19 protein-coding genes are annotated in these 21,124 nt (G+C 34.3%); 9 read left to right on the top strand and 10 right to left on the bottom strand.

Going from position 1 to position 21,124, the window contains the following annotated elements:
• The first annotated feature begins 108 nt into the window (after positions 1-108).
• From NPX36_RS08845 to NPX36_RS08825, 5 genes are all read left to right on the top strand, one after another.
• Positions 109-681 carry a cob(I)yrinic acid a,c-diamide adenosyltransferase gene (locus NPX36_RS08845; RefSeq protein ID WP_257498375.1) on the top strand — a complete coding sequence of 191 codons (573 nt, stop codon included), beginning with the start codon at positions 109-111 and terminating at the stop codon, positions 679-681.
• A gap of 113 nt (positions 682-794) precedes the next feature.
• Positions 795-1,016 carry a DUF2795 domain-containing protein gene (locus tag NPX36_RS08840; protein WP_014166495.1) on the top strand — a complete coding sequence of 74 codons (222 nt, stop codon included), beginning with the start codon at positions 795-797 and terminating at the stop codon, positions 1,014-1,016.
• A gap of 88 nt (positions 1,017-1,104) precedes the next feature.
• A complete protein-coding gene (gene secA / locus NPX36_RS08835) occupies positions 1,105-4,230 on the top strand; it encodes a preprotein translocase subunit SecA (protein WP_257498374.1) in 3,126 nt (1,041 codons plus the stop codon).
• A 106-nt stretch (positions 4,231-4,336) separates the two neighbouring features.
• Positions 4,337-4,960, top strand: coding sequence for a PorT family protein (locus NPX36_RS08830; protein ID WP_257498373.1), 624 nt, complete (start codon positions 4,337-4,339; stop codon positions 4,958-4,960).
• Positions 4,961-4,963: 3 nt separating this feature from the next.
• Positions 4,964-5,638, top strand: coding sequence for a PorT family protein (locus NPX36_RS08825; RefSeq protein ID WP_257498372.1), 675 nt, complete (start codon positions 4,964-4,966; stop codon positions 5,636-5,638).
• Positions 5,639-5,857: 219 nt separating this feature from the next.
• Here the strand turns inward: NPX36_RS08825 and guaB are convergent, their stop codons facing one another.
• Genes guaB through NPX36_RS08795 form a run of 6 tightly spaced genes read right to left on the bottom strand, consistent with a single transcriptional unit; the run spans position 5,858 to position 10,993 of the window.
• A complete protein-coding gene (gene guaB / locus NPX36_RS08820; protein WP_257498371.1) occupies positions 5,858-7,330 on the bottom strand; it encodes an IMP dehydrogenase in 1,473 nt (490 codons plus the stop codon).
• 59 nt (positions 7,331-7,389) lie between these two features.
• A complete protein-coding gene (locus NPX36_RS08815) occupies positions 7,390-8,253 on the bottom strand; it encodes a hydroxymethylglutaryl-CoA lyase (RefSeq protein WP_257498370.1) in 864 nt (287 codons plus the stop codon).
• A 60-nt stretch (positions 8,254-8,313) separates the two neighbouring features.
• Entirely contained in the window at positions 8,314-8,943 is a 630-nt protein-coding gene (locus NPX36_RS08810; RefSeq protein WP_257498369.1) for a LysE family translocator, read from the bottom strand.
• Positions 8,943-9,962, bottom strand: coding sequence for a quinone-dependent dihydroorotate dehydrogenase (locus NPX36_RS08805; RefSeq protein ID WP_257498368.1), 1,020 nt, complete (start codon positions 9,960-9,962; stop codon positions 8,943-8,945). Before NPX36_RS08805 ends, NPX36_RS08810 begins: the two co-directional genes overlap by 1 nt.
• A gap of 55 nt (positions 9,963-10,017) precedes the next feature.
• Positions 10,018-10,311: a hypothetical protein gene (locus tag NPX36_RS08800; RefSeq protein ID WP_257498367.1), complete on the bottom strand. Its 294-nt coding sequence runs from the start codon at positions 10,309-10,311 to the stop codon at positions 10,018-10,020.
• The gene (locus NPX36_RS08795) at positions 10,304-10,993 is read right to left on the bottom strand and encodes a DsbA family oxidoreductase (RefSeq protein WP_257498366.1); all 690 of its coding nucleotides are present in this window, start codon (positions 10,991-10,993) and stop codon (positions 10,304-10,306) included. Before NPX36_RS08795 ends, NPX36_RS08800 begins: the two co-directional genes overlap by 8 nt.
• Positions 10,994-11,182: 189 nt before the next feature.
• Here NPX36_RS08795 and NPX36_RS08790 point away from each other — a divergent pair, with 189 nt between their 5' ends.
• Complete coding sequence (locus NPX36_RS08790) at positions 11,183-11,755, top strand: helix-turn-helix domain-containing protein (RefSeq protein WP_257498365.1); 573 nt, start codon at positions 11,183-11,185, stop codon at positions 11,753-11,755.
• Between the two features lie 62 nt (positions 11,756-11,817).
• Here the strand turns inward: NPX36_RS08790 and NPX36_RS08785 are convergent, their stop codons facing one another.
• The 4 genes from NPX36_RS08785 to NPX36_RS08770 form a co-directional block, all read right to left on the bottom strand.
• Positions 11,818-12,726 (bottom strand): GYDIA family GHMP kinase, encoded by a 909-nt coding sequence (locus NPX36_RS08785; protein ID WP_317618253.1) that lies wholly within the window; start codon positions 12,724-12,726, stop codon positions 11,818-11,820.
• Between the two features lie 2 nt (positions 12,727-12,728).
• Positions 12,729-13,217, bottom strand: coding sequence for a hypothetical protein (locus NPX36_RS08780; RefSeq protein ID WP_257498364.1), 489 nt, complete (start codon positions 13,215-13,217; stop codon positions 12,729-12,731).
• A gap of 39 nt (positions 13,218-13,256) precedes the next feature.
• Complete coding sequence (locus tag NPX36_RS08775) at positions 13,257-14,591, bottom strand: hydroxymethylglutaryl-CoA reductase, degradative (protein WP_257498363.1); 1,335 nt, start codon at positions 14,589-14,591, stop codon at positions 13,257-13,259.
• A 225-nt stretch (positions 14,592-14,816) separates the two neighbouring features.
• Entirely contained in the window at positions 14,817-15,176 is a 360-nt protein-coding gene (locus tag NPX36_RS08770; RefSeq protein WP_257498362.1) for a DUF6438 domain-containing protein, read from the bottom strand.
• Between the two features lie 97 nt (positions 15,177-15,273).
• On the opposite strand from NPX36_RS08770, the gene NPX36_RS08765 reads away from it, so the two are divergent.
• The 3 genes from NPX36_RS08765 to NPX36_RS08755 all read left to right on the top strand — a co-directional run bounded on the left by NPX36_RS08765 (position 15,274) and on the right by NPX36_RS08755 (position 21,070).
• A complete protein-coding gene (locus tag NPX36_RS08765) occupies positions 15,274-17,445 on the top strand; it encodes a S9 family peptidase (protein WP_257498361.1) in 2,172 nt (723 codons plus the stop codon).
• Positions 17,446-17,498: 53 nt separating this feature from the next.
• On the top strand, positions 17,499-19,295 hold the full coding sequence (locus NPX36_RS08760) for a peptide MFS transporter (RefSeq protein WP_257498360.1): 1,797 nt from the start codon (positions 17,499-17,501) through the stop codon (positions 19,293-19,295).
• Between the two features lie 119 nt (positions 19,296-19,414).
• Positions 19,415-21,070, top strand: a complete 1,656-nt coding sequence (locus NPX36_RS08755; protein ID WP_257498359.1) for an MFS transporter — start codon at positions 19,415-19,417, stop codon at positions 21,068-21,070.
• Positions 21,071-21,124: the final 54 nt, after the last annotated feature.

The raw sequence follows: 21,124 nt of genomic DNA, 5'->3' as shown, positions 1-21,124 counted from the left end.
AAATACTTCAACAAAATCGATTTCTAATTAAATAAATTACAATTTACTCAATTAAAGTTAAACGCACAACTTATTTTTTTAGTGTATCTTTACACAAAAGAATTTTTTATGAAAGTTTATACAAAAACTGGCGACAAAGGAACCACCGCTCTATTTGGAGGAACACGCGTACCCAAATACCACATACGCATAGAAAGTTATGGAACGGTTGATGAATTAAACTCGTATATTGGGCTTATTCGCGACCAAGAAATGCAAACAATTTATAAAGAACAACTAATTCGTATTCAAGACCGCTTGTTTACCGTTGGTGCTATTTTGGCAACCGATCCTGAAAAAGCAGTTTTAAAAAACGGAAAAGAGCGCCTGAATATTCCAAAAATTTCAGAAGAAGATGTGGCTTTTTTAGAACAAGCAATAGACGAAATGGAAACGGAATTGCCACAAATGACCCACTTTGTTTTACCCGGTGGTCATACAACCGTGTCATATTGTCATATTGCGCGTTGCGTTTGTAGAAGAGCAGAGCGTTTATCAACCCATTTGAATGACATTGAACCGACAGATGCAATGGTTTTAAAATATTTAAACCGACTTTCTGACTATTTATTTGTATTGGCACGGAAGTTGACCTTTGACCTTAAAGCCGAAGAGGTGAAATGGATTCCCGAAAAAAGTTAGGCGATTAAAAAAACACAACGTTCTTTTATTTAGAAATATTTAATGAAAAAAAAATTGCTTTTTTCATTATAAAATTTATTTTTGCACAGAATTACTAAAAATATACAAAAAAGATGTATTGGACATTAGAATTAGCATCGTATTTAAGTGATGCCCCATGGCCAGCTACGAAAGATGAGCTTATAGATTATGCTATCAGAACTGGTGCGCCTTTAGAAGTTGTAGAAAACTTGCAGTCAATCGAAGACGAAGGTGAAATCTACGAGTCTATGGAAGAAATTTGGCCAGACTATCCTTCGGATGAAGATTATCTTTGGAACGAGGATGAATATTAGAAATATATAGCAAAAAAAGGTCTCGGTAATTAGGAGACTTTTTTTGTTACTAAATAGCACGGAATATTAATATTAAAACAACTTATTTATGAGTATCATAAATAGTATCTTAAAAGCATTTGTTGGCGATAAGTCGCAGAAAGACGTAAAAGCGATCCGCCCAATTGTTGATAAGATCAATCAATACTATAATTCGTTTGAAAGTTTAACAAACGACGAATTAAGAGCGAAAACCATTTCTTTTAAAGAAAAAATCAAACAATCGCGAGCTGATCAAGATGCTAAAATTGCATCATACCGCGATGAATTAGAAAAAACCTCTGATATTGACAAACGCGAAACCATTTATGCGTCTATCGATACATTAGAAAAAGAAGCTTATACCTTATCGGAAAAAGCATTGTTCGATATTTTGCCGGAAGCTTTTGCTGTGGTAAAAGAAACAGCACGCCGTTTTACAAACAACAGCGAACTGATTGTTACAGCTACCGAACAAGACAAATTGTTTGCAGAAACAAAAGGTCATGTTCGCATTGAAGGCGATAAAGCAATATGGTCTAATACATGGGAAGTAGCAGGCAAAATGCTAAGCTGGAACATGATACATTACGATGTGCAAATGATTGGTGGTAGCGTGATTCACCAAGGAAAAATAGCAGAAATGCAAACAGGTGAAGGTAAAACATTGGTATCAACCTCACCTATATACCTGAATGCATTAACAGGAAATGGTGTACACGTAGTAACAGTGAACGATTATTTAGCAAAACGTGACTGCCAATGGAATGCACCTTTGTTTGAATTTCATGGATTAAAGGTTGATTGTATCGATAACCATCAACCCAACTCTGAAGGCCGCCGAAAAGCTTATCAAGCCGATGTTACTTACGGAACAAACAATGAATTTGGTTTTGATTATTTGCGTGATAACATGGCACATACACCAGAAGAATTGGTGCAACGCAAACACAACTTCGCAATTGTGGATGAGGTTGATTCTGTTTTGGTTGATGATGCACGTACACCTTTGATTATTTCAGGTCCTGTCCCAATGGGCGATCGTCATGAATTTTTAGAATTGAAACCAAAAGTTGATGCATTAGTAGCACAACAACGCCAATTATCAAACGGATTTTTAACCGAAGCAAAACGTTTAATCAAAGCAGGCGACACCAAACAAGGTGGTTTCAATTTATTGCGCGCTTATCGTGCATTGCCAAAAAACAAAGCTTTAATTAAATTTTTGTCTGAGGAAGGCGTAAAACAAATCCTTCAAAAAACCGAAAACCATTTCATGCAAGACAACAGCCGTGAAATGAAAAAGGTTGACGAAGGTTTATTGTTTGTAATCAACGAAAAGAACAATCAAGTTGAATTAACAGACAACGGTATCAAATCACTTTCACAAGGGATGGATGAAAACTTTTTCATTTTACCAGATATTGGAACCGAAATTGCCAAGATTGAAAAATTGAACATTTCTGCTGAAGAAATGTCAGAGAAAAAAGAAATACTTTTCCAAGATTTTGGAGTGAAATCTGAACGCATCCACACATTAACACAGTTATTAAAAGCCTACGCGTTATTTGAAAAAGATTCCGAATACGTTGTTGTTGATAACAAAGTAATGATTGTTGATGAACAAACCGGACGTATTATGGACGGGCGTCGTTATTCAGATGGATTGCATCAAGCAATTGAAGCAAAAGAAAACGTAAAAATCGAAGCAGCCACCCAAACATTTGCCACCGTAACCTTGCAAAACTATTTCCGTATGTACAGCAAATTGGCTGGTATGACTGGTACAGCGATTACAGAAGCGGGAGAGTTTTGGGAAATTTATAAATTAGACGTAGTAGAGATACCTACCAACCGCCCTATGGCACGTGAAGACCGCGAAGATAAAATCTACCGCTCTATCCGTGAAAAATTCAATGCGGTGATCGATGATGTTGTAGAGTTATCACAAGCAGGTCGTCCGGTATTAATCGGAACCACATCGGTAGAAAACTCTGAATTGTTAAGCCGAATGTTAAAAATGCGCGGTATCAAACACAACGTGTTGAATGCAAAATTACACAAACAAGAGGCACAAATTGTAGAAGAAGCAGGAAATCCCGGAGTTGTTACCATTGCAACCAACATGGCAGGTCGTGGTACCGACATTAAACTAGCTCAAGAAGTTAAAGACGCTGGTGGTTTAGCAATCATTGGTACAGAACGTCACGATTCTCGTCGTGTGGACCGCCAGTTACGTGGTCGTGCAGGTCGTCAAGGTGATGTGGGATCTTCTCAATTCTATGTTTCATTAGAAGATAATTTAATGCGTTTATTTGGATCAGAACGTGTTGCAAAAATTATGGACGGAATGGGCTTAAAAGAAGGCGAAGTAATTCAGCACTCTTGGATGACCAAATCTATCGAACGTGCCCAAAAACGAGTAGAAGAAAACAACTTTGGTGTTCGTAAGCGTTTGTTAGAATATGACGATGTGATGAATGCACAGCGCGAAGTGGTTTATAAACGCCGCCGCCACGCACTTCACGGTGATCGTTTAAAAGTTGATATTGCCAACATGATGTTCGATTTGTGCGATTATTTGGTAGAAGGAAACAAAGTAGGTAGCGATTTCAAAAATTTTGAGTACGATTTAATTAAAATTTTCGGAATGGAATCTCCGTTTACAGTTGATGAATTCAATAAATTAAACGATGCAGAGCTAACCGATAAATTATACGAAGTTGTTTATAAAAGATATCTTGCAAAATGCGAAGAAAGTGCAGTTGAAGCTTTTAAAGTAATCAAAGGCGTGCATGAAAATGGTGGTTACGAGCGCATGGTTGTACCTTTTACAGATGGTCTAAAAACCATAAACGTAGTTACCGATTTAAACAAAGCATACGAAAGCGAAGGTAAAACACTTATCAACGATTTTGAGAAAAACATTGTACTTTCTATTGTTGATGAAGCGTGGAAAAAACATCTACGCAAGATGGATGAATTAAAACAATCGGTGCAACTAGCAGTTCACGAGCAAAAAGATCCTTTATTGGTTTATAAGTTCGAAGCTTTCAATTTATTTAAAGATACTATGCAAAGTATCAATAAAGATGTAATTTCGTTCTTAATGAAAGGTGATTTGCCAAAACAACCAGAGCAAGAACCAACAAATAACGAACCCCAAATAAGAACAAACGGTTCATTTACGATTTAATGTTGTAATAATTAAATCACAGCAATATTAAATAAACCGCCTCAATTTTAAAACTTGAGGCGGTTTTTGAATCAATTTTAAAACTAAAAAAATAGAAAATAAATCTATGAAAAAAGCACTTATTATTACTCTACTAGCATCCTTTGCAACAAATGCACAAATTAGAGAAAAAGGAGAAATGGAAATTTCACCTTTTATTGGAATTTCATCTGCTAATTATTATGGCGATGTTAGTATTATGAACGAATCTGTTTCAAACCCTTATTTTGGAGCGAATATAGACCTATACCTAAACAATAGATGGAGTCTAAAAACCGGATTAGAATATCAATCAATGGGGTCTCAAGGAGAATCTTATACATTCGAATATTTTGAAGAAAACTTAAATTTTATTTCTGTTCCTATTCATGCCAATTACCACTTTTCAAAAAACAGAAAATGGTACTTAAATTTTGGACCTACAATTAATTTTCTTACGGACGCAAAATCAAACACATTTAATATAAAAGAAGGAGTTACTCCTGTCCAAATGGGCTTAGGTCTTGGAATTGGATACAAAATTTTTATTAATGAACGATTTAGCATTGGTATTGACCATCAGGAATATATAGGTTTTAGTAATAATTTAAAATCTAAATATAATAATGATCTATTTATAGGAAATATTTTTGGTAGTTTTAGTGTGAAGGCTGTATTTAAGATATCTTCAACACAAACAAATAATGATTAACCTATGAGGAAAAAGCTTGTCGCTTGCTTATTGTTTACGTCTTTAATAGCAAATGCCCAATTAAAAGAAAAAAATGATATTGAAATTGCCCCATGTGTTGGTATCAATAGCTCTAATTATTATGAAAGTGTTTCTTATACTGGTGGTTCAAATAAAGCATTATTTACTCCTTTCTTCGGAATTACTGCAGATTTTTATGTAAATAACCGTTGGAGTTTACGAACTGGTTTAGAGTACCAAACATTAGGAAGTTCTGTATATACTAGTGAACTTATTAATAATCCGCAAGACAACTATTATTACAGATATTTTTACGAAAGCGAAAAATTGAATTTTCTTGTAATTCCTATTCATGCAAACATTCATATTGGGAAATCAAGAAAATGGCATATTAACTTTGGACCTACCGTTAGTTTTTTGACAGGAGCTAATTTTGGTGGAGAAAAAGTAGAAATAGATCATTTAAGAAAAGAACATCTTGGGTTTGGAGTAGGGTTTGGTTATCGTTTTAATATTCACGAGAATTTAAGTCTTGGAATAGAGCATCAGGAGTATATCAGCTTTACCAATAATTTGAATACATTCAATTCTAACGGTAGCTTTATTGGAAATATTGCAGGTAATTTTAGTGTTAAAGCGATTTTTAAGTTAGATTCAAAATCAACAAATGAAGAATAATAAATGAAAAAGGGTTTACTGTTTTCGATCTTTACCTCTTTTTTTATGTTGATGTATATAAAACTTAAACATTTAAAAATAACATATTGAAGTTCTTTTGTATTTGAAAAGTAAATCATCTTTAAACGATTCCAAAATAATTATCGTAATTAAACAAAAACAGTACAAATGTTTCCATTTGTACTGTTTTTGTTTTAAATTTTAATCTATTTATAAGACTTATCTCGAATAATTTGGAGCTTCTTTTGTAATAGTCACATTATGAGGGTGCGATTCACCAATTCCTGACGATGTAAGCTGCACAAAACGCGCCGTTTCTTGTAACGTTGGAATATCTTTTGCACCGCAATAACCCATTCCGGCACGCAAACCACCAATAAACTGTGTCATTGATTCGTTTAATTCGCCTTTGTAAGGAACACGACCTTCAATTCCTTCTGGAACTAATTTCTTAACATCGTCTTCCACATCTTGGAAATAACGGTCTTTAGAACCATGTTTCATAGATTCTACGGAACCCATTCCACGATATGTTTTAAATTTACGACCTTCGAAAATAATGGTTTCGCCTGGAGACTCTTTTGTTCCAGCCAACATAGATCCTAACATTACACAGTCTGCACCTGCACCCAATGCTTTAGGAATATCTCCTGTATAACGTAAACCACCATCGGCAATAACCGGAACACCTGTTCCTTTTAAAGCTGCAGCAACTTCCATTACAGCAGAGAATTGAGGAAATCCGACACCTGCTACAACTCGAGTTGTACAGATTGATCCCGGACCAATACCCACTTTAACAGCATCAGCACCAGCTTCAACTAAATACAAAGCAGCTTCTGCAGTAGCAATATTTCCTACCACTACATCAATTTCTGGGAAAGCAGCTTTTACTTCTTTCAACGTATTTACCACACCTTTTGTATGTCCGTGTGCTGTATCAATAATCAATGCGTCAACACCAGCCGCAACCAATGCTCTTGCACGGTCAACAGCGTCTGCGGTTACTCCCAAAGCAGCAGCCACACGTAAACGGCCGAATTTGTCTTTGTTTGCATTTGGTTTTAAGGTCAATTTGGTAATATCTCGAAAAGTGATTAATCCTACCAATTTGTAATCATCGTTTACAACTGGCAATTTTTCTATTTTGTTTTCTTGAAGAATTTGTTCCGCATCTGCCAATGTAGTTCCCTCTAGTGCAGTAACCAATTTATCAGCAGTCATTACCTCTAAAATAGAACGATTGTTTTTTTTCTCGAAACGCAAGTCTCTGTTTGTAACAATTCCTTTTAAAATTTGATTTTCATCAACCACAGGAATTCCGCCAATACCATTTTCTTTCATTGCCGTTTTCGCATCGCCCACAGTTGCTGTTAAAGGCAACGTTACAGGATCGATGATCATACCCGATTCTGCACGTTTCACTTTGCGAACTTCAAATGCTTGTTGTTCAACCGTCATATTTTTGTGCAAAACGCCAATTCCGCCTTCACGAGCCATTGCAATTGCCATAGCACTTTCGGTCACGGTATCCATCGCAGCAGAAATTACGGGAACGTTTAAGGTAATGTTTTTTGTAAATCTTGATTGAATGCTTACTTCACGTGGTAATATTTCGGAGTAAGCAGGTATTAAAAGTACGTCGTCATAGGTTAATCCTTGACCGACAATTTTAGTTGTGTGTGCTTTCATGTTGCAATTGTAGTTGAATTGCATGCGAATTTAATGATTTTTTGCGATATAATAAAATTTTAATGATAAAAATTAAATATCTTCAAGGCTTCGTTATAGGATGCTTCAAAAGAGGTCATTTGCACATTGGTATCGGCTTTTTCGGCTGTGAAATAGCTCAACATTTTTTCTGTAGGCATGTTTCCTGTTAAATCATCTTTAGCCATCGGGCATCCACCAAACCCTTTAATAGCTCCATCAAAACGGATACAGCCTGCTTTGTAAGCTGCATCAATTTTTTCAAACCAAGCATCGGGAGTGGTATGCAAGTGCGCACCAAATTCTATATGAGGGTATTTTGGTATCAAATTAGAAAACAAATACTCGATATCTTCAGCAGTAGAAGATCCAACGGTATCGGAAAGCGAAAGAATTGTTACACCCATATTTGCCAGTTTTTCTGTCCATTCGCCCACAATATCCACATTCCAAGGATCACCATACGGATTTCCGAAGCCCATAGAAAGATACGCCACCACTTCTTTATTGGTTTTTTGGGCGATTTCTAAAATTTCTTGTAAGGTAATGATAGATTCTGCAATGGTTTTATGCGTATTGCGCATTTGAAAATTCTCTGAAATAGAAAAAGGAAAACCTAAATACTGAATTTCGTTGTGAACTGATGCTAGTTCGGCACCTTTTGTATTTGCAATAATAGCCAGCAATTTTGTTTTGGTTTCCGATAGATCCAACTGTGCCAAAACCTCAGCAGTATCCTGCATTTGCGGAATGGCTTTAGGCGAAACGAAACTTCCGAAATCTAACGTATCAAAACCACAACGCAACAACGATTGAATGTATTGAACTTTTTGTTCGGTAGGAATAAACATTTTAATGCCTTGCATAGCATCGCGCGGACATTCTATTATTTTTACTGACTTCATAAGTTTCAAAGATAATAGAAAGATAAAATATCTGCAAAAAAATAAACAATTAATGTTTACCTATTTAATCCACATAAATACAATAAGGGCAATAAAAACGGCTATCTGAAAGTAATTCATATATCCTTGAATGTAGGTGTTTCTTTTTAGGAATTTACTTACATAACCACTCAAAACTGCAATTAAACAGAATACAATTAATGCTTGCAACATAAAAATACTGCCTAATGTATAAACTTGCATTTTGATGTTTCCGAATTCGGGATGCAAAAATGAAGGGAATAGTGACAAAAAGAACAACATGATTTTCGGGTTTAAAATATTCATGATTAAACCTTGCTGAACCTGCTGAAATACGTTGCTTCGTGAAATTGGTGTTTTATCAACTTCAACTGTAATAGGATCGATAGGTGCTTTATATAAAAGGTAGATAATTCGAAGTAAATACAATGTTCCGAAAACTTTTATGGCGATAAAAAGCCACGGAATGGCTACAATTAAGGTTGATATTCCAAATGCCAGCAATGTGGTATGAAACAGCAAACCGGAACTTAAACCTATTGCGGCTGCAATACCAAACTGTTTTCCTTTGGCTAAACTTGTTGATAAAACATACATTATATCGGGTCCCGGCGAAATGGTTAACGCCAAACTTGTAAGAAAGAACGATATAATGATTTCAAGTGTCATTATCTGCGTTTTAAAATCGCTTGGTTGATTTCTTTAATCAAAGCAGGACCTTCGTAAATAAAGCCTGTGTAAATTTGAACTAAAGAAGCACCCGCATCTAATTTCTCCAACGCATCAGCAGCAGAATGAATTCCACCAACTCCGATAATCGGGAACGATTTATTGCTTTTTTCTGATAGAAAACGAATTACTTCGGTTGATCTTTTTGCTAAGGGTTTACCTGATAATCCGCCAACTTCAACTTTATTTGCAGATTGTAATCCATCGCGCGAAATAGTAGTATTTGTTGCAATTACACCTGCAATTTTAGTATCGTTGATAATATCGATAATGTCCAACAAATGCTCGTTAGTTAAATCGGGAGCGATTTTTAAAAGTATTGGTTTTTGTTTAGGTTGCTTAAGATTCTTGCTTTGCAAAGTTGCTAACAATTCCGTTAACGGTTCTTTGTCTTGCAACGCACGTAAATTTGGTGTATTGGGCGAGCTTACATTCACAACGAAATAATCAACATACGGATACAAAGCATCGAAACAAATTAGGTAATCATTTACCGCTTCTTCGTTTGGAGTAATTTTATTTTTACCGATGTTCCCACCAATCAAAACACCTTTGTTTTGCTTTAAACGTTCAATTGCTAAATCGATTCCGCCGTTGTTAAAGCCCATTCGGTTGATAATCCCAGAATCTTCCTTTAAACGGAACAAACGTTTTTTTGGGTTTCCTTCTTGCGGTTTTGGAGTAATGGTTCCTATTTCTATAAATCCGAAACCAAACGCATCCAATTCATTATAAATTTTTGCATCTTTATCTAATCCAGCAGCCAAACCAACCGGATTTTTAAATTTCAATCCAAAAACTTCTCGTTCCAATCTTTTGTCGTTCACCTGATAAATCGATTTAAAAACCGATTTCATACCCGGAATGGCGTGCATGGCTTTTATCATTGAAAAAGTAAAATGATGCACTTTTTCTGGATCAAAATTGAATAAAAGTGGACGAATGATGGATTTGTACATGATTGCATAATTTAAAGCTTTGCAAAAGTAGTTTTTTTGAAATCAAATTAAAAGATTAGTAACGCTGTTTTCTTTCAATTTTTTTATTTATGTATAAATTTAAGATGAAAAAAAATAATTGAATACCAATTACTATTAAATCTACTTTCGTTGAGGAAAAACGCAATCCCCAGCTAATAAATGAAATAGGAATTGTTACATAAATACCAATATCAGCAAATTCATTATAGAATATATCTTTAGGATATAATCCAAACAACGAAATCAATGCCACTAAATGATAAACTATTGTAAAAACAAAAGTACTTTTATTTTCAGGACTCAATCTATTCCGATAAAAATTACTCACACCCATCAATTGTACACGAATTTCCTTCTGACGAGTTATTCACATTAGTTTCATTATATGTTTGTGTTAAAGCTTCCATAAATACATCGACAGGTTGTGCACCCGAAATGGCATATTTATCATTCAGCACAAAAAACGGAACGCCTGTTACTCCGATATTTCGTGCTTCTAAAATATCCTGTTTTACTTCGTAATCAAGCGAATCAGAATTTAAAACATACTGCGCCTGATCGGTATCCAAACCCAATTCTTCAGCAATATTCACCAGTACTTTTTTGTCTGCAACATTTTTTCCATCGATAAAATACGCATGAAACAACAATTCTTCCGCTTCGTTTGCTTTATTGCTTTTTGCTGCAAAATGAAGCAGTTTGTGAGCTGGAAAGGTATTTGCAACAATTGCATTTTCTATATTAAAATCAATACCCACTTGATTGCCCATGTCTTTTATACGCATTTGCATTTGATCGATCTGTGCAAGGGGCATTCTTTTGCGTTCGGCAAGGTATTCGTTAATTGTTTTTGAACCCGATGTTTCGCTCAATTCCGGATCTAACTGATAACTTTTCCATTCTACTTCTACTTCATCTTTAAAAGGTAATTTTTCTAAAGCAGCTTCAAAATTTTTCTTTCCTATATAACAAAACGGACACATAATATCCGACCAGATTTGTACTTTCATTTTAATAACTTTTACTCAAAAGTACACCTTACAGATTAATTTTTTGTGAAATTATTGGTAAATATTTGTGCTGAAAAATAAATGTGTACTTTTGTTAGCTGAACTTAGAATTGAAATAAACCCTAAATATTTTTAAATAAAGAGGTTTATGATTATATTTGAAAAAATCACAATAAAGTAAAAAAATCTATGAAAATCCTACGCATTAAAAACATGGTTTGCCCGCGATGCATTATGGCTGTTGAAAAAACAATGGAGGATTTAGGGTACGATGTAAACGATGTGGAACTTGGGTTGGTGGAATTTCACGATCCAATCACTCATGAAGACAGAAATAGAATTGAAGCAAAATTGGTAGCGCTTGGTTTTGAAATTTTAGACGATAAAAAAAGCCAAACGGTTGAACGCATTAAAAACCAAATTATTGAGTTGGTTTCTAAAGACATGAACGATTTAACCATTACGCTTTCTGAATATTTGGCTAGTAAACTGCAAACAGAATATCACACATTGAGCGCGCTTTTTTCAACGCAAGAATCGCAAACTATTGAGCAATATTACATTCTTCAAAAGATAGAAAAGGTAAAGGAATTGCTGGTTTATGATGAATTAACGTTGAGCGAAATTGCCTACAAAATGAACTATAGTTCGGTTGGCCATTTAAGCAATCAGTTTAAAAAAGTTACTGGTTTGGCGCCTACGCATTTTAAGGAAGTAAAAAGTGCCAAGGAAGAAGTCTTACAAAATACCGAAACTAAATAAACCTCTTTTCCAGAGGTTTTTGTTGATTATTATTGTATCCAAGCAAGTTTTTATGTGTAAATTTAACCATCCAAAATCATATCACTATAAGAAATAATCGTTTCGTATCCTTTATTTTTAAAATACTTTGAAGGGTTTTCTTCTGAAGCCACCATCACAAAATCGCCGCCCCAACCGCCAAGGCTTTTTACCAATCCGTTAAAATCTGGAAACAATTCTTTTTGAATGGTAGGGGTTTCTAAAATGGCACTCAGGTTTTGTTCGTATTTTTTGAAAAAATCTATGAACCACTGTAAATCTTGAATTTGTAATAATTCATCGGTCATTTGCGAAACCTGTTGTATTTCTGCTGATAAATTCTTTTGCTTTTTTTTGAAATTTGCAATCGCATCTTTACTGTCGCGTTTTTTATTCAGATACACAAAATAAATATGCTTTTTAAACGATGGATTAAAACGTACCTGATCCACAATAGGTTTATTGTTTACTATTTGATAAGTTACCGGTGTATTTTTTTGAGCACAAGCAATATCAAACCCACTGCCACCAAACGATTTTTGTAGCAATTCAAAAGCATCAATCTGAAACCATTGTGCGATATTGTTTATTAAGGTTGATGATGTTCCCAAGCCCCAATTCCGTGGAAAAGTCAATTTGGTTTCGACCAAAAAACCGTTATTTTCTAATATAATAGGATTCATTAAATGTGCCTGATGCAAAATATCAATCAACGTATTTCGAACTTTATCATCACTTGACTGATTGTTTGAAATGATATCGTTTACAGCAATTTCATCGTTATACCAAACCGAGCCATCGGCATCATAACTTTTCCAGCTTAGTGTTTTGCTTTTTAATGGAAATACATTTAGATATTGACCAAACTTTGTGGGCAATGCAAAAACCTTTGCGCCTTCCAACACATAATATTCGCCTAAAATAAACAGTTTGCCGTTGCTGTAAAATTCCATGATTATTTTTTATTGTATAATTTCCATTCTCTAACAAAAGGTTCTGCATATAAAAGTTTTTTGATGAATAAAGTATCCGTAGATGGTGTTTCAATCTTAGGATATTTATAATATAACGATTCACCATTTTCTTTTATAATCCAATGTTGTAAATCTTCTGATGCATAAATTGTATCCTTACATTTATGAACAAAAGCAAAATCATAAAACCCTGTTTGTTTATCAACTTTTTCAAGTGATTTTATAGATTTTACCATAGAAGGAAAATAAAAGTTAGGGGTTAAGCGTATCGCAAACTCTTGCATTTCTTTTCCATACATCCAAAATGTCTTTTCACTTATTTCAATCGGGTAATCATTATTGTATAAAAACCTATAAATTATGGTAGTGGTTTTATAATTAGGAACTAGTGCATTTTTATCTACTTTTTCAGTCGATTTACAACAAGTCAACAGAATTAGGAAACAAAATATAATAATTCTTTCAAGCATAGTGTCTCTTATTTATGAAGAAAATTGCATCTAAAAAATTTACTTTCTCAAACTATTTATATAATCAACAACTGCGCTGTGCGAAACCGTTTTTTCTGCGAAATACTGTAAAACTGTCGTTTTTTCATCTACCGAAGCATTCAACTGATTCAAAATATTCATCAAGTGCATTTTCATGTGTCCTTTTTGAATACCCGTTGTTGTAAGCGATTTTACAGCCGCAAAATTCTGTGCCAAACCTGCCACGGCAATAATTTGCATAAGTTCGTTGGCATCGGGTTTTTCCAACAACTGCAAAGCGAATTTTACTATTGGATGCAAGTTTGTCAATCCGCCCACTGTTCCCAACGCCAACGGAAGATCCATCCAAAAACGGAATTCGTCACCCACAATTTCGGCATGAGAAAGCGATGCATATCTTCCATCTTTTGCAGCAAAAGCATGCACACCAGCTTCTATCGCTCTAAAATCGTTGCCTGTTGCCAAAACCACCGCATCTACCCCATTCATAATTCCTTTATTGTGGGTCACGGCACGGTATGGTTCAATTTCGGCAATGCGCACTGCCTGCACAAATTTCTCTGCAAACTCTTGTGGATTCTCTATTTCATTTGATTGTAAGTCGGCAATTTTACATGAAACCTCAGCACGAACCAAACAATTGGGAACGTAGTTCGACAAAATAGACATTACAATTTGCAAAGATTCTTTTTCTTCGGTAGAAAACAAATCAAAATTGGACACTTCTTCACGCAACACATTGGCAAATTCTTCTAAACATGAATTGATGAAATTCGCCCCCATACTGTCTTTGGTGTCAAACGTAGCATGTAACTGGTAATAATTTTCAAGTTCTAACGTTTTGTCAATCAACTCAATACTTAAAATACCACCGCCGCGTTTTTCCATGTTTTTGGTAATTGTTGCTGTTCGCGTTCTAAAAAGCGGTTGTAGTTTCTCAATAAATTGTACTAATTTCTCGCCTGAACCAGCAAACATAAAATGCACATTGCCAATTTTTTCGGTTGACAAAACAGTTGCTTTAAAACCACCGCGTTTGCTCCAGAATTTCGCTGCATTTGCTGCCGCTGCAACCACCGAACTTTCTTCGATTACCATTGGCACCGCAAAGGTTTTACCATTGATTACAAAATTGGGCGCAATTCCCATTGGCAGATAAAAATTGGTAATGGTGTTTTCTATAAACTCATCGTGCAGTTTTTGCAGTTCTTCATTGCTGTTCCAATACTGTTTTAACAATTCAACCACCGTTTGGTCGTTCTTAAAATAAGTTTCAACCAGCCAATTTATTTTTTGCTCTTTTGTAAGTTTAGAAAAACCATTAACAATACTCATGCGGATTTTTTTTTGCAAAGATACATTTTTTTGTGTTGGGGTTTTATGTTTGATTTACCAGAGATTTTTTTGCCACAGATGCACGGATGATTTTACCATTTTACAAAACAGAAAAAATTAAATCTCAAATTTTTCATTTGTTCTAACTAAATCATCCTTTTCGCATACATCAATTAAAAAAGAAACTATCTCGATGGTTTTTTCGGAAGGAAACATTGTTTCAATCACCTTAATCTTTCCATTCTAATAAATTGAAATTGTTTTTAAAGATCCATCGCAACAATGATTTTCAATAGTTTTATTTTCATTGAAATCAATATCTTCCAACAAATTAATTAAGTATAAAAATTCTTTTTCAGAAAGTTTACCAGTAAAATAACCCATTCTGGATAAATCCTTTTCAAAAGATTGTTCAATATAAAACTCCTCAACAAATAACTTAATCTGTTTATCATTATTTATTTCCAAATGATAAATAGGACAAGTTCCTAAACACATTTCGGTATGTAAGATGACTTTTTCAAAAGAAATATTCGTTTTATTCTGATCACAACCATATATATTTAAAAGCAAAAAAATAAGCAATAAAAGTCTTTTATACATGAATCCAATTTTTCATAAATCTACTAAATTTAATATAATCAAATAAAAAACTCAAAAAAAATACCTAAATTCCCCTTTTTAATTTTCATTTTTATTTATGAAGAAATTTTTACTGCCGCTTATAATTATCGCAGCACCAATCACCACGATACAAGCACAACAAAAAATAGAAGTTGCTCAAATTTGGAACGGAACTTTTAGAGCCAACCAATTAAACGCTTTAAATACGTTGCATACCAAAAACCAATACAGCGTTTTGGATTATAACCGAAATACGGGTACGTTTACGATCGATGCGTTTGATTTTACTACATTGGAAAAAGTGCAAACGTTATTTTCTACTGCCGATTTTCCGGAAATCAATCAAATCTCAGATTATTCCATCAATAAAACCGACGATAAAATATTAATTGCAACGGACTACACTCCTATTTACCGTCATTCGTTTACATCGGTCTATTATTTGTATGATATTGCTTCAAAATCGTTAATAAAAATCAGCGATAATCCTATTCAAGAGCCTTTGTTGAACAAAAACGGATCGAAAATAGCCTATGCGTTTGAAAACAATTTATATGTGTTTGATGTGGCATCCAAAAAAACAACGCAGATTACCAAAGACGGTGAGAAAAACACCATTATAAACGGTATTACCGATTGGGTTTACGAAGAAGAATTTGCGTTTGTACGCGCGTTTGATTGGAATGCCGATGGAACAAAATTGGCATATATTCGTTTTGATGAAAGCGAAGTGCCTGTGTTCTCTATGGATGTTTATGGCGAAAGTTTGTATCCGCAGCAACAAGTTTTTAAATATCCAAAAGCAGGTGAAAACAATTCAAAAGTAAGCTTGCATTTGTACGATGTTTCCAAAGCATCTACTCAAAACATAGCTTTAAATGCCGAAACTGCTTATTATATTCCCCGAATAAAATTCACCAACAATGCCAATGTTTTAAGTGTGCAAACCCTGAACCGCCATCAAAATCAGTTGAATTTATTGTTTGTTGATGCCAATTCGGGCAAAACATCGACCATTCTTACCGAAAAAGACAAAGCGTATGTAGATATTACTGATAATTTGACCTTTTTGAATGATAACAGTTTTATTTGGACGAGCGAAAAAAGCGGGTACAACCATATTTATCATTACAATAACGATGGTTCGTTGAAAAAGCAAGTAACTAACGGAAATTGGGAAGTAACCAACTACTATGGTTACAACAAAAGCAACGAAACTATTTACTACCAATCGGTTGAAAACGGTTCTACAAAACGCGATGTGTACAGTATTCAGCTCAACGGATCGGGCAAAAAACAACTATCAAGCCAAAGCGGAACGAATAGCGCTACGTTTAGTCCCGATTTCAACTATTTTATAAACAATCATTCGTCAAGCACCAAAGCACCTTCTTACACACTTGTGGATGCATCGACCGGAAAAAATGTCAAAGAAATTTTAAATAATGCGGCTTTAGAAGACAAGTTGAAGAAATTTGATTTGCCTACAAAAGAATTTACCACTTTTAAAAACGAGGTGGGCAATGAGTTGAACGGATACATGATTAAACCTAAAAATTTCGATGCTAAAAAGAAATATCCGGTATTAATGTATCAATATTCAGGACCGGGTTCGCAGGAAGTAGCTGATTCATGGCACGATTTAAACGATTATTGGCACATGATGCTTGCCCAAAAAGGTTACATTGTGGTGTGTGTTGATGGGCGTGGAACCGGTTTTAAAGGGGCAGATTTTAAAAAAGTAACGCAGAAAGAATTGGGAAAATTTGAAGTTCAAGATCAGATTTATGTTGCCAAACAATTAGCGAAAGAATCGTTTGTTGATGCCAACAGAATAGGTATTTGGGGTTGGAGTTTCGGTGGATTTATGAGCAGCAATGCGCTTTTTCAAGCAAACGATGTGTTTAAAACCGCCATTGCGGTTGCACCGGTTACCTCTTGGCGCTTTTATGATTCGGTTTACACAGAACGTTTCATGACCACCCCGCAAGAAAATGCATCGGGCTACGACAACAACTCGCCAATTACACATGCCGATAAATTAAAAGGAAATTTTTTATTGATTCACGGAACAGCAGACGATAATGTACACGTGCAAAACAGTATGCTTTTAATCAACAAATTAGTTTATCTGAATAAAAATTTCGACTGGTTGATTTATCCCGATAAAAACCACGGTATTTATGGTGGCAAAACCCGCGAACAATTATATACAAAAATGACCGATTACCTATTAGAGAAATTGTAGTTCAAAAAATTTAACTTATTTTTACGAAATAAAATTACAAAACGCAACATATAATGAATAATTCAAACGATTTAGAATTAAAAGAACACAAAAGCCTATTTGGACATCCAGCAGGACTATTCGTACTTTTTTTCACTGAAATGTGGGAACGTTTCTCTTATTATGGAATGAGAGGAATTTTAGTACTCTATATGGCAACTTCTGCCACCGCGATTGATCCTGGTTTAGGTTGGTCTAATAAAGATGCTATTTGGCTTTATGGCTGGTACACCATGTTGGTTTATGTAGCTTCGATACCGGGAGGTTGGATTGCTGATAAATTTTTAGGACAAAAGAAAACCGTAATGTTAGGAGGCTTGCTTTTATGCATTGGGCACGGAGTTCTGGCAATACCTCAAAGTTGGGCCTTTTTCACTGGATTATTTTTAATTATATTAGGTGTGGGCGGTTTAAAGCCAAACATTTCTACAATGGTCGGAGGATTATATAAAGATGGTGATATTAGAAGAGATAGCGGCTTTACGATTTTCTATATCGGGATAAACATTGGTGCCTTTTTAGCCAGTATATCTGTTGGTTTAGTAGCCTATTATTATGGGTGGCATTATGGATTTGGCTTAGCAGGAATTGGAATGCTTTTGGGACAAATTGTTTATATCTGGGGGCAAAAATACTTAAAAGGTGTTGGTGAGTTCACAGGTGGTAAAGAAGCTTCGGCAGAAGAAAGATTAGCTGCAAAAAGACCATTAAACAAAATAGAAAAAGATAGAGTAATCGTACTACTAATATCGTTTCTGATAGTTGTTGTATTTTGGGGAGCATTTGAACAAGCAGGAGGATTAATGAATCTTTATACCGATGCAAAAGTAGATAGAAGCATAAGTTTGGGAGGTTTAACAGAAATTCCCGCAGCAGTTTTTCAGTCACTAAACGCTGGATATATCATTATTTTTGGAACAATTGTTGGTGGTTTTTGGATTCGATGGAAAAAATCAGGCAAAGAGTCTTCTTCTTTATTCAAAATGGCGGTAGGAACAATTATCATGGGATTAGGTTATATTTTTATGATGTTTGCTTCGAAAGAAGCCAGCGCCGAAACTTTTGGAAAAGCTGCTATGATTTGGATATTTTTGGCATATTTATTTCACACCATAGGTGAACTTTGCACATCGCCCGTAGCACTTTCGTTTATCACTAAATTAGCTCCGTTGAAATATGCATCTATAATGATGGGTATATATTTTGCAGCCACAGGATTTGGAAATAAATTAGCCGGAACCATTGGCGAGTCTTCTCAATTAGAAGCGTACAAAGGAAAAATGATTGTAAATAAGCAAGAAGTTCTTCCTTTTATTTCAAAAGATTCGATTGAAGTAAAAAACACAGATAAGAAAATTGTTAAAATTTTTGAATATCCAATTAATGAAGATAAAAATTTCAATATAAAAGCAGAGGTATATCAAGAAAATGGTAAAGTGATATATAAAGATATCGAAACAAAAAAAATAATCAACAATTTATTTGAACTATCAACAGATGAAGGTACCAATTCCCATGAATTATTAGAAACACTAAAAGACAAAAAAATCAATAGTGACAATCCTTTCCATGCCAATATTATTTTCGAGAAAGATAAAGATAAAGCCCAAATATTAGAAAATAAAGGAGATGGAAAAGACTATCAAGTTTCATTTGTTCTAGAAGAAGAGCAAAGCGCACAAGAATACAAAACGTTTATGTGGCTTACTATTTTTACTGTATCATTTGGTTTACTTTTAATCATTTTCTTGAAAAAGTTGAAAAAATTAACCCACGGTGCAGAGGATAACGAACATGAATTCGCAGATTAATGCACCAATTAAAATAAAAACATTAATTACTAATTCAAAAAGCGACTTTTTTAGTCGCTTTTTTTGTGCATCATTTTAAATATTTCACTTTATTTGTAAGATTAAAAATTTGTTAATTTATGTCAGATAATTCAAAATCATTTTTTCAAACCATAAAATCCTTAAATAGAAACTTTTGGTTAGCAAGTAATATGGAGCTCTTTGAACGCTGGGCTTGGTATGGAATGTTCAATATATTGGGGTTGTACTTGGTTGGATCTACAGATGATCAGGGTTTAGGCTTTAATCATATCCAGAAAGGAAGTATTATTGGAGATGTTACAGCAATTCTTTATTTACTTCCTATTTTTTTTGGTGTAATTGCAGATAGAATCGGTTATAAACTTTCTCTAGTAATATCCTATGTAATAATGATTTTAGGTTATTATTTAATGGGTGAAGTAAACACTTATTGGAGTGTATATATGATTTTTCTATTTCTTGCAATTGGAGCCGCCTTTTTTAAACCTGTTGCCTCTGCAATTGTAGCTAGAAACACCGATGAATCTACTGGAACAATTGGTTTTGGAATTTTTTATATGATGGTGAATATTGGTGGGTTTGTTGGTCCTTTTATGTCTTCTACATTAAGAAATGCATATGGTTATAAAATAATTTTTATTCAAGCTGCTATTGTAATAACGATTAACTTATTAATTGTTCTGTTTTTATTTAAAGAACCAAAAAGAGAAAAACCAAAAGATTCTATAGGTAAAGCTATTGGTGATTCGTTGAAAGGAATTTTAGAAGCACTAAAGGATAAACGCTTAAGCATCCTACTTTTATTAATGGTTGGTTTTTGGGTAATGTTTAACCAATTATTTTATACTTTACCTAATTTTATTGATGATTGGGTGAATTCAAGTGCAATTAGTAATTGGATTATTGAAAATATTCCTTTTTTAAAACAATCGTTCGTTAATGAAAACAACGGACAAATTAACCCGGAACAATTTACTAATTTGGATGCGTTAATGATTATTTTCTTTCAAATTCCAATTTCATATTTTGTAACTAAAATGCGTCACATTAATGCGGTGATTAGAGGTGCAATTGTTGCTACAATAGGTGTAGGGTTAACATTTTACTCTGGGAACGTTTGGTTTACTATTATAGGAACCGCAATTTTTGCTATGGGTGAAATGATGAGCAGCCCAACCGTATCTTCATTTATAGCCTTAATCACCCCGAAAGGAAAAGAAGGTTTGTATCAAGGTACTTATTTTCTTCCACAAGCGGCAAGTAACTTTTTATCAGGAATTATTGCCGGAAGTCTGTATCAATCATGGTCGGATAAATTATCCTTGTTGAAAAAAGAAATGGCAGGCCGAAACATTGAAATGCCCGAAGTGGTTACCAAAGAACAGTTTATTGAAGAAGGTTCCAGAGCATTAAACATGTCTATTGGCGATTTTGAAAAACACTTCCATCTAAAAGCCGAAACCATTGATTGGGCTGTTGTGAAACAATCATTCGCCGATTTAGCGGCATCAAAGAGTATAAGTGTCAGCGAAATACACTTTCCTTTTTCTAAAAACGAATATTTTGCATTGGCAGAACAAAAGTTAGGCATGACACATTGGGACATGACCAACATGCTTTGGGAAACATACAACCCCAATAAAATTTGGTGGGTGATTGTAGGAATTGGTTTATTTTCAATTGTTTCCTTATCAATTTATGACCGATTCATCATTAAACCTTTAGAAAACCGTCAAAGAGCACTTAAAAACTAAAACATATTTTTTTTACGAATGCGTAATAAATTAAATAATTTAAGTAACTTTCCG

This window comes from Paenimyroides aestuarii, from assembly GCF_024628805.1.
GTDB lineage: Bacteria > Bacteroidota > Bacteroidia > Flavobacteriales > Flavobacteriaceae > Flavobacterium > Flavobacterium aestuarii_A.
Note: the sequence above shows the minus strand (reverse complement) of the source record. Positions and strands in the feature narration are given on the sequence as shown.

Excerpts from the sequence above, each read along its gene's own strand:
- NPX36_RS08830 (WP_257498373.1), top strand. The coding sequence starts at position 4,337 with ATGAAAAAAGCACTTATTATTACTCTACTAGCATCCTTTGCAACAAAT.
- NPX36_RS08810 (WP_257498369.1), bottom strand. The coding sequence starts at position 8,943 with ATGACACTTGAAATCATTATATCGTTCTTTCTTACAAGTTTGGCGTTA.
- NPX36_RS08815 (WP_257498370.1), bottom strand. The coding sequence starts at position 8,253 with ATGAAGTCAGTAAAAATAATAGAATGTCCGCGCGATGCTATGCAAGGC.
- NPX36_RS08780 (WP_257498364.1), bottom strand. The coding sequence starts at position 13,217 with ATGCTTGAAAGAATTATTATATTTTGTTTCCTAATTCTGTTGACTTGT.
- NPX36_RS08760 (WP_257498360.1), top strand. The coding sequence starts at position 17,499 with ATGAATAATTCAAACGATTTAGAATTAAAAGAACACAAAAGCCTATTT.
- NPX36_RS08805 (WP_257498368.1), bottom strand. The coding sequence starts at position 9,962 with ATGTACAAATCCATCATTCGTCCACTTTTATTCAATTTTGATCCAGAA.
- NPX36_RS08845 (WP_257498375.1), top strand. The coding sequence starts at position 109 with ATGAAAGTTTATACAAAAACTGGCGACAAAGGAACCACCGCTCTATTT.
- NPX36_RS08765 (WP_257498361.1), top strand. The coding sequence starts at position 15,274 with ATGAAGAAATTTTTACTGCCGCTTATAATTATCGCAGCACCAATCACC.
- NPX36_RS08785 (WP_317618253.1), bottom strand. The coding sequence starts at position 12,726 with ATGGAATTTTACAGCAACGGCAAACTGTTTATTTTAGGCGAATATTAT.
- NPX36_RS08825 (WP_257498372.1), top strand. The coding sequence starts at position 4,964 with ATGAGGAAAAAGCTTGTCGCTTGCTTATTGTTTACGTCTTTAATAGCA.
- NPX36_RS08790 (WP_257498365.1), top strand. The coding sequence starts at position 11,183 with ATGAAAATCCTACGCATTAAAAACATGGTTTGCCCGCGATGCATTATG.
- secA (WP_257498374.1), top strand. The coding sequence starts at position 1,105 with ATGAGTATCATAAATAGTATCTTAAAAGCATTTGTTGGCGATAAGTCG.
- NPX36_RS08755 (WP_257498359.1), top strand. The coding sequence starts at position 19,415 with ATGTCAGATAATTCAAAATCATTTTTTCAAACCATAAAATCCTTAAAT.
- NPX36_RS08795 (WP_257498366.1), bottom strand. The coding sequence starts at position 10,993 with ATGAAAGTACAAATCTGGTCGGATATTATGTGTCCGTTTTGTTATATA.
- NPX36_RS08770 (WP_257498362.1), bottom strand. The coding sequence starts at position 15,176 with ATGTATAAAAGACTTTTATTGCTTATTTTTTTGCTTTTAAATATATAT.
- NPX36_RS08840 (WP_014166495.1), top strand. The coding sequence starts at position 795 with ATGTATTGGACATTAGAATTAGCATCGTATTTAAGTGATGCCCCATGG.
- guaB (WP_257498371.1), bottom strand. The coding sequence starts at position 7,330 with ATGAAAGCACACACAACTAAAATTGTCGGTCAAGGATTAACCTATGAC.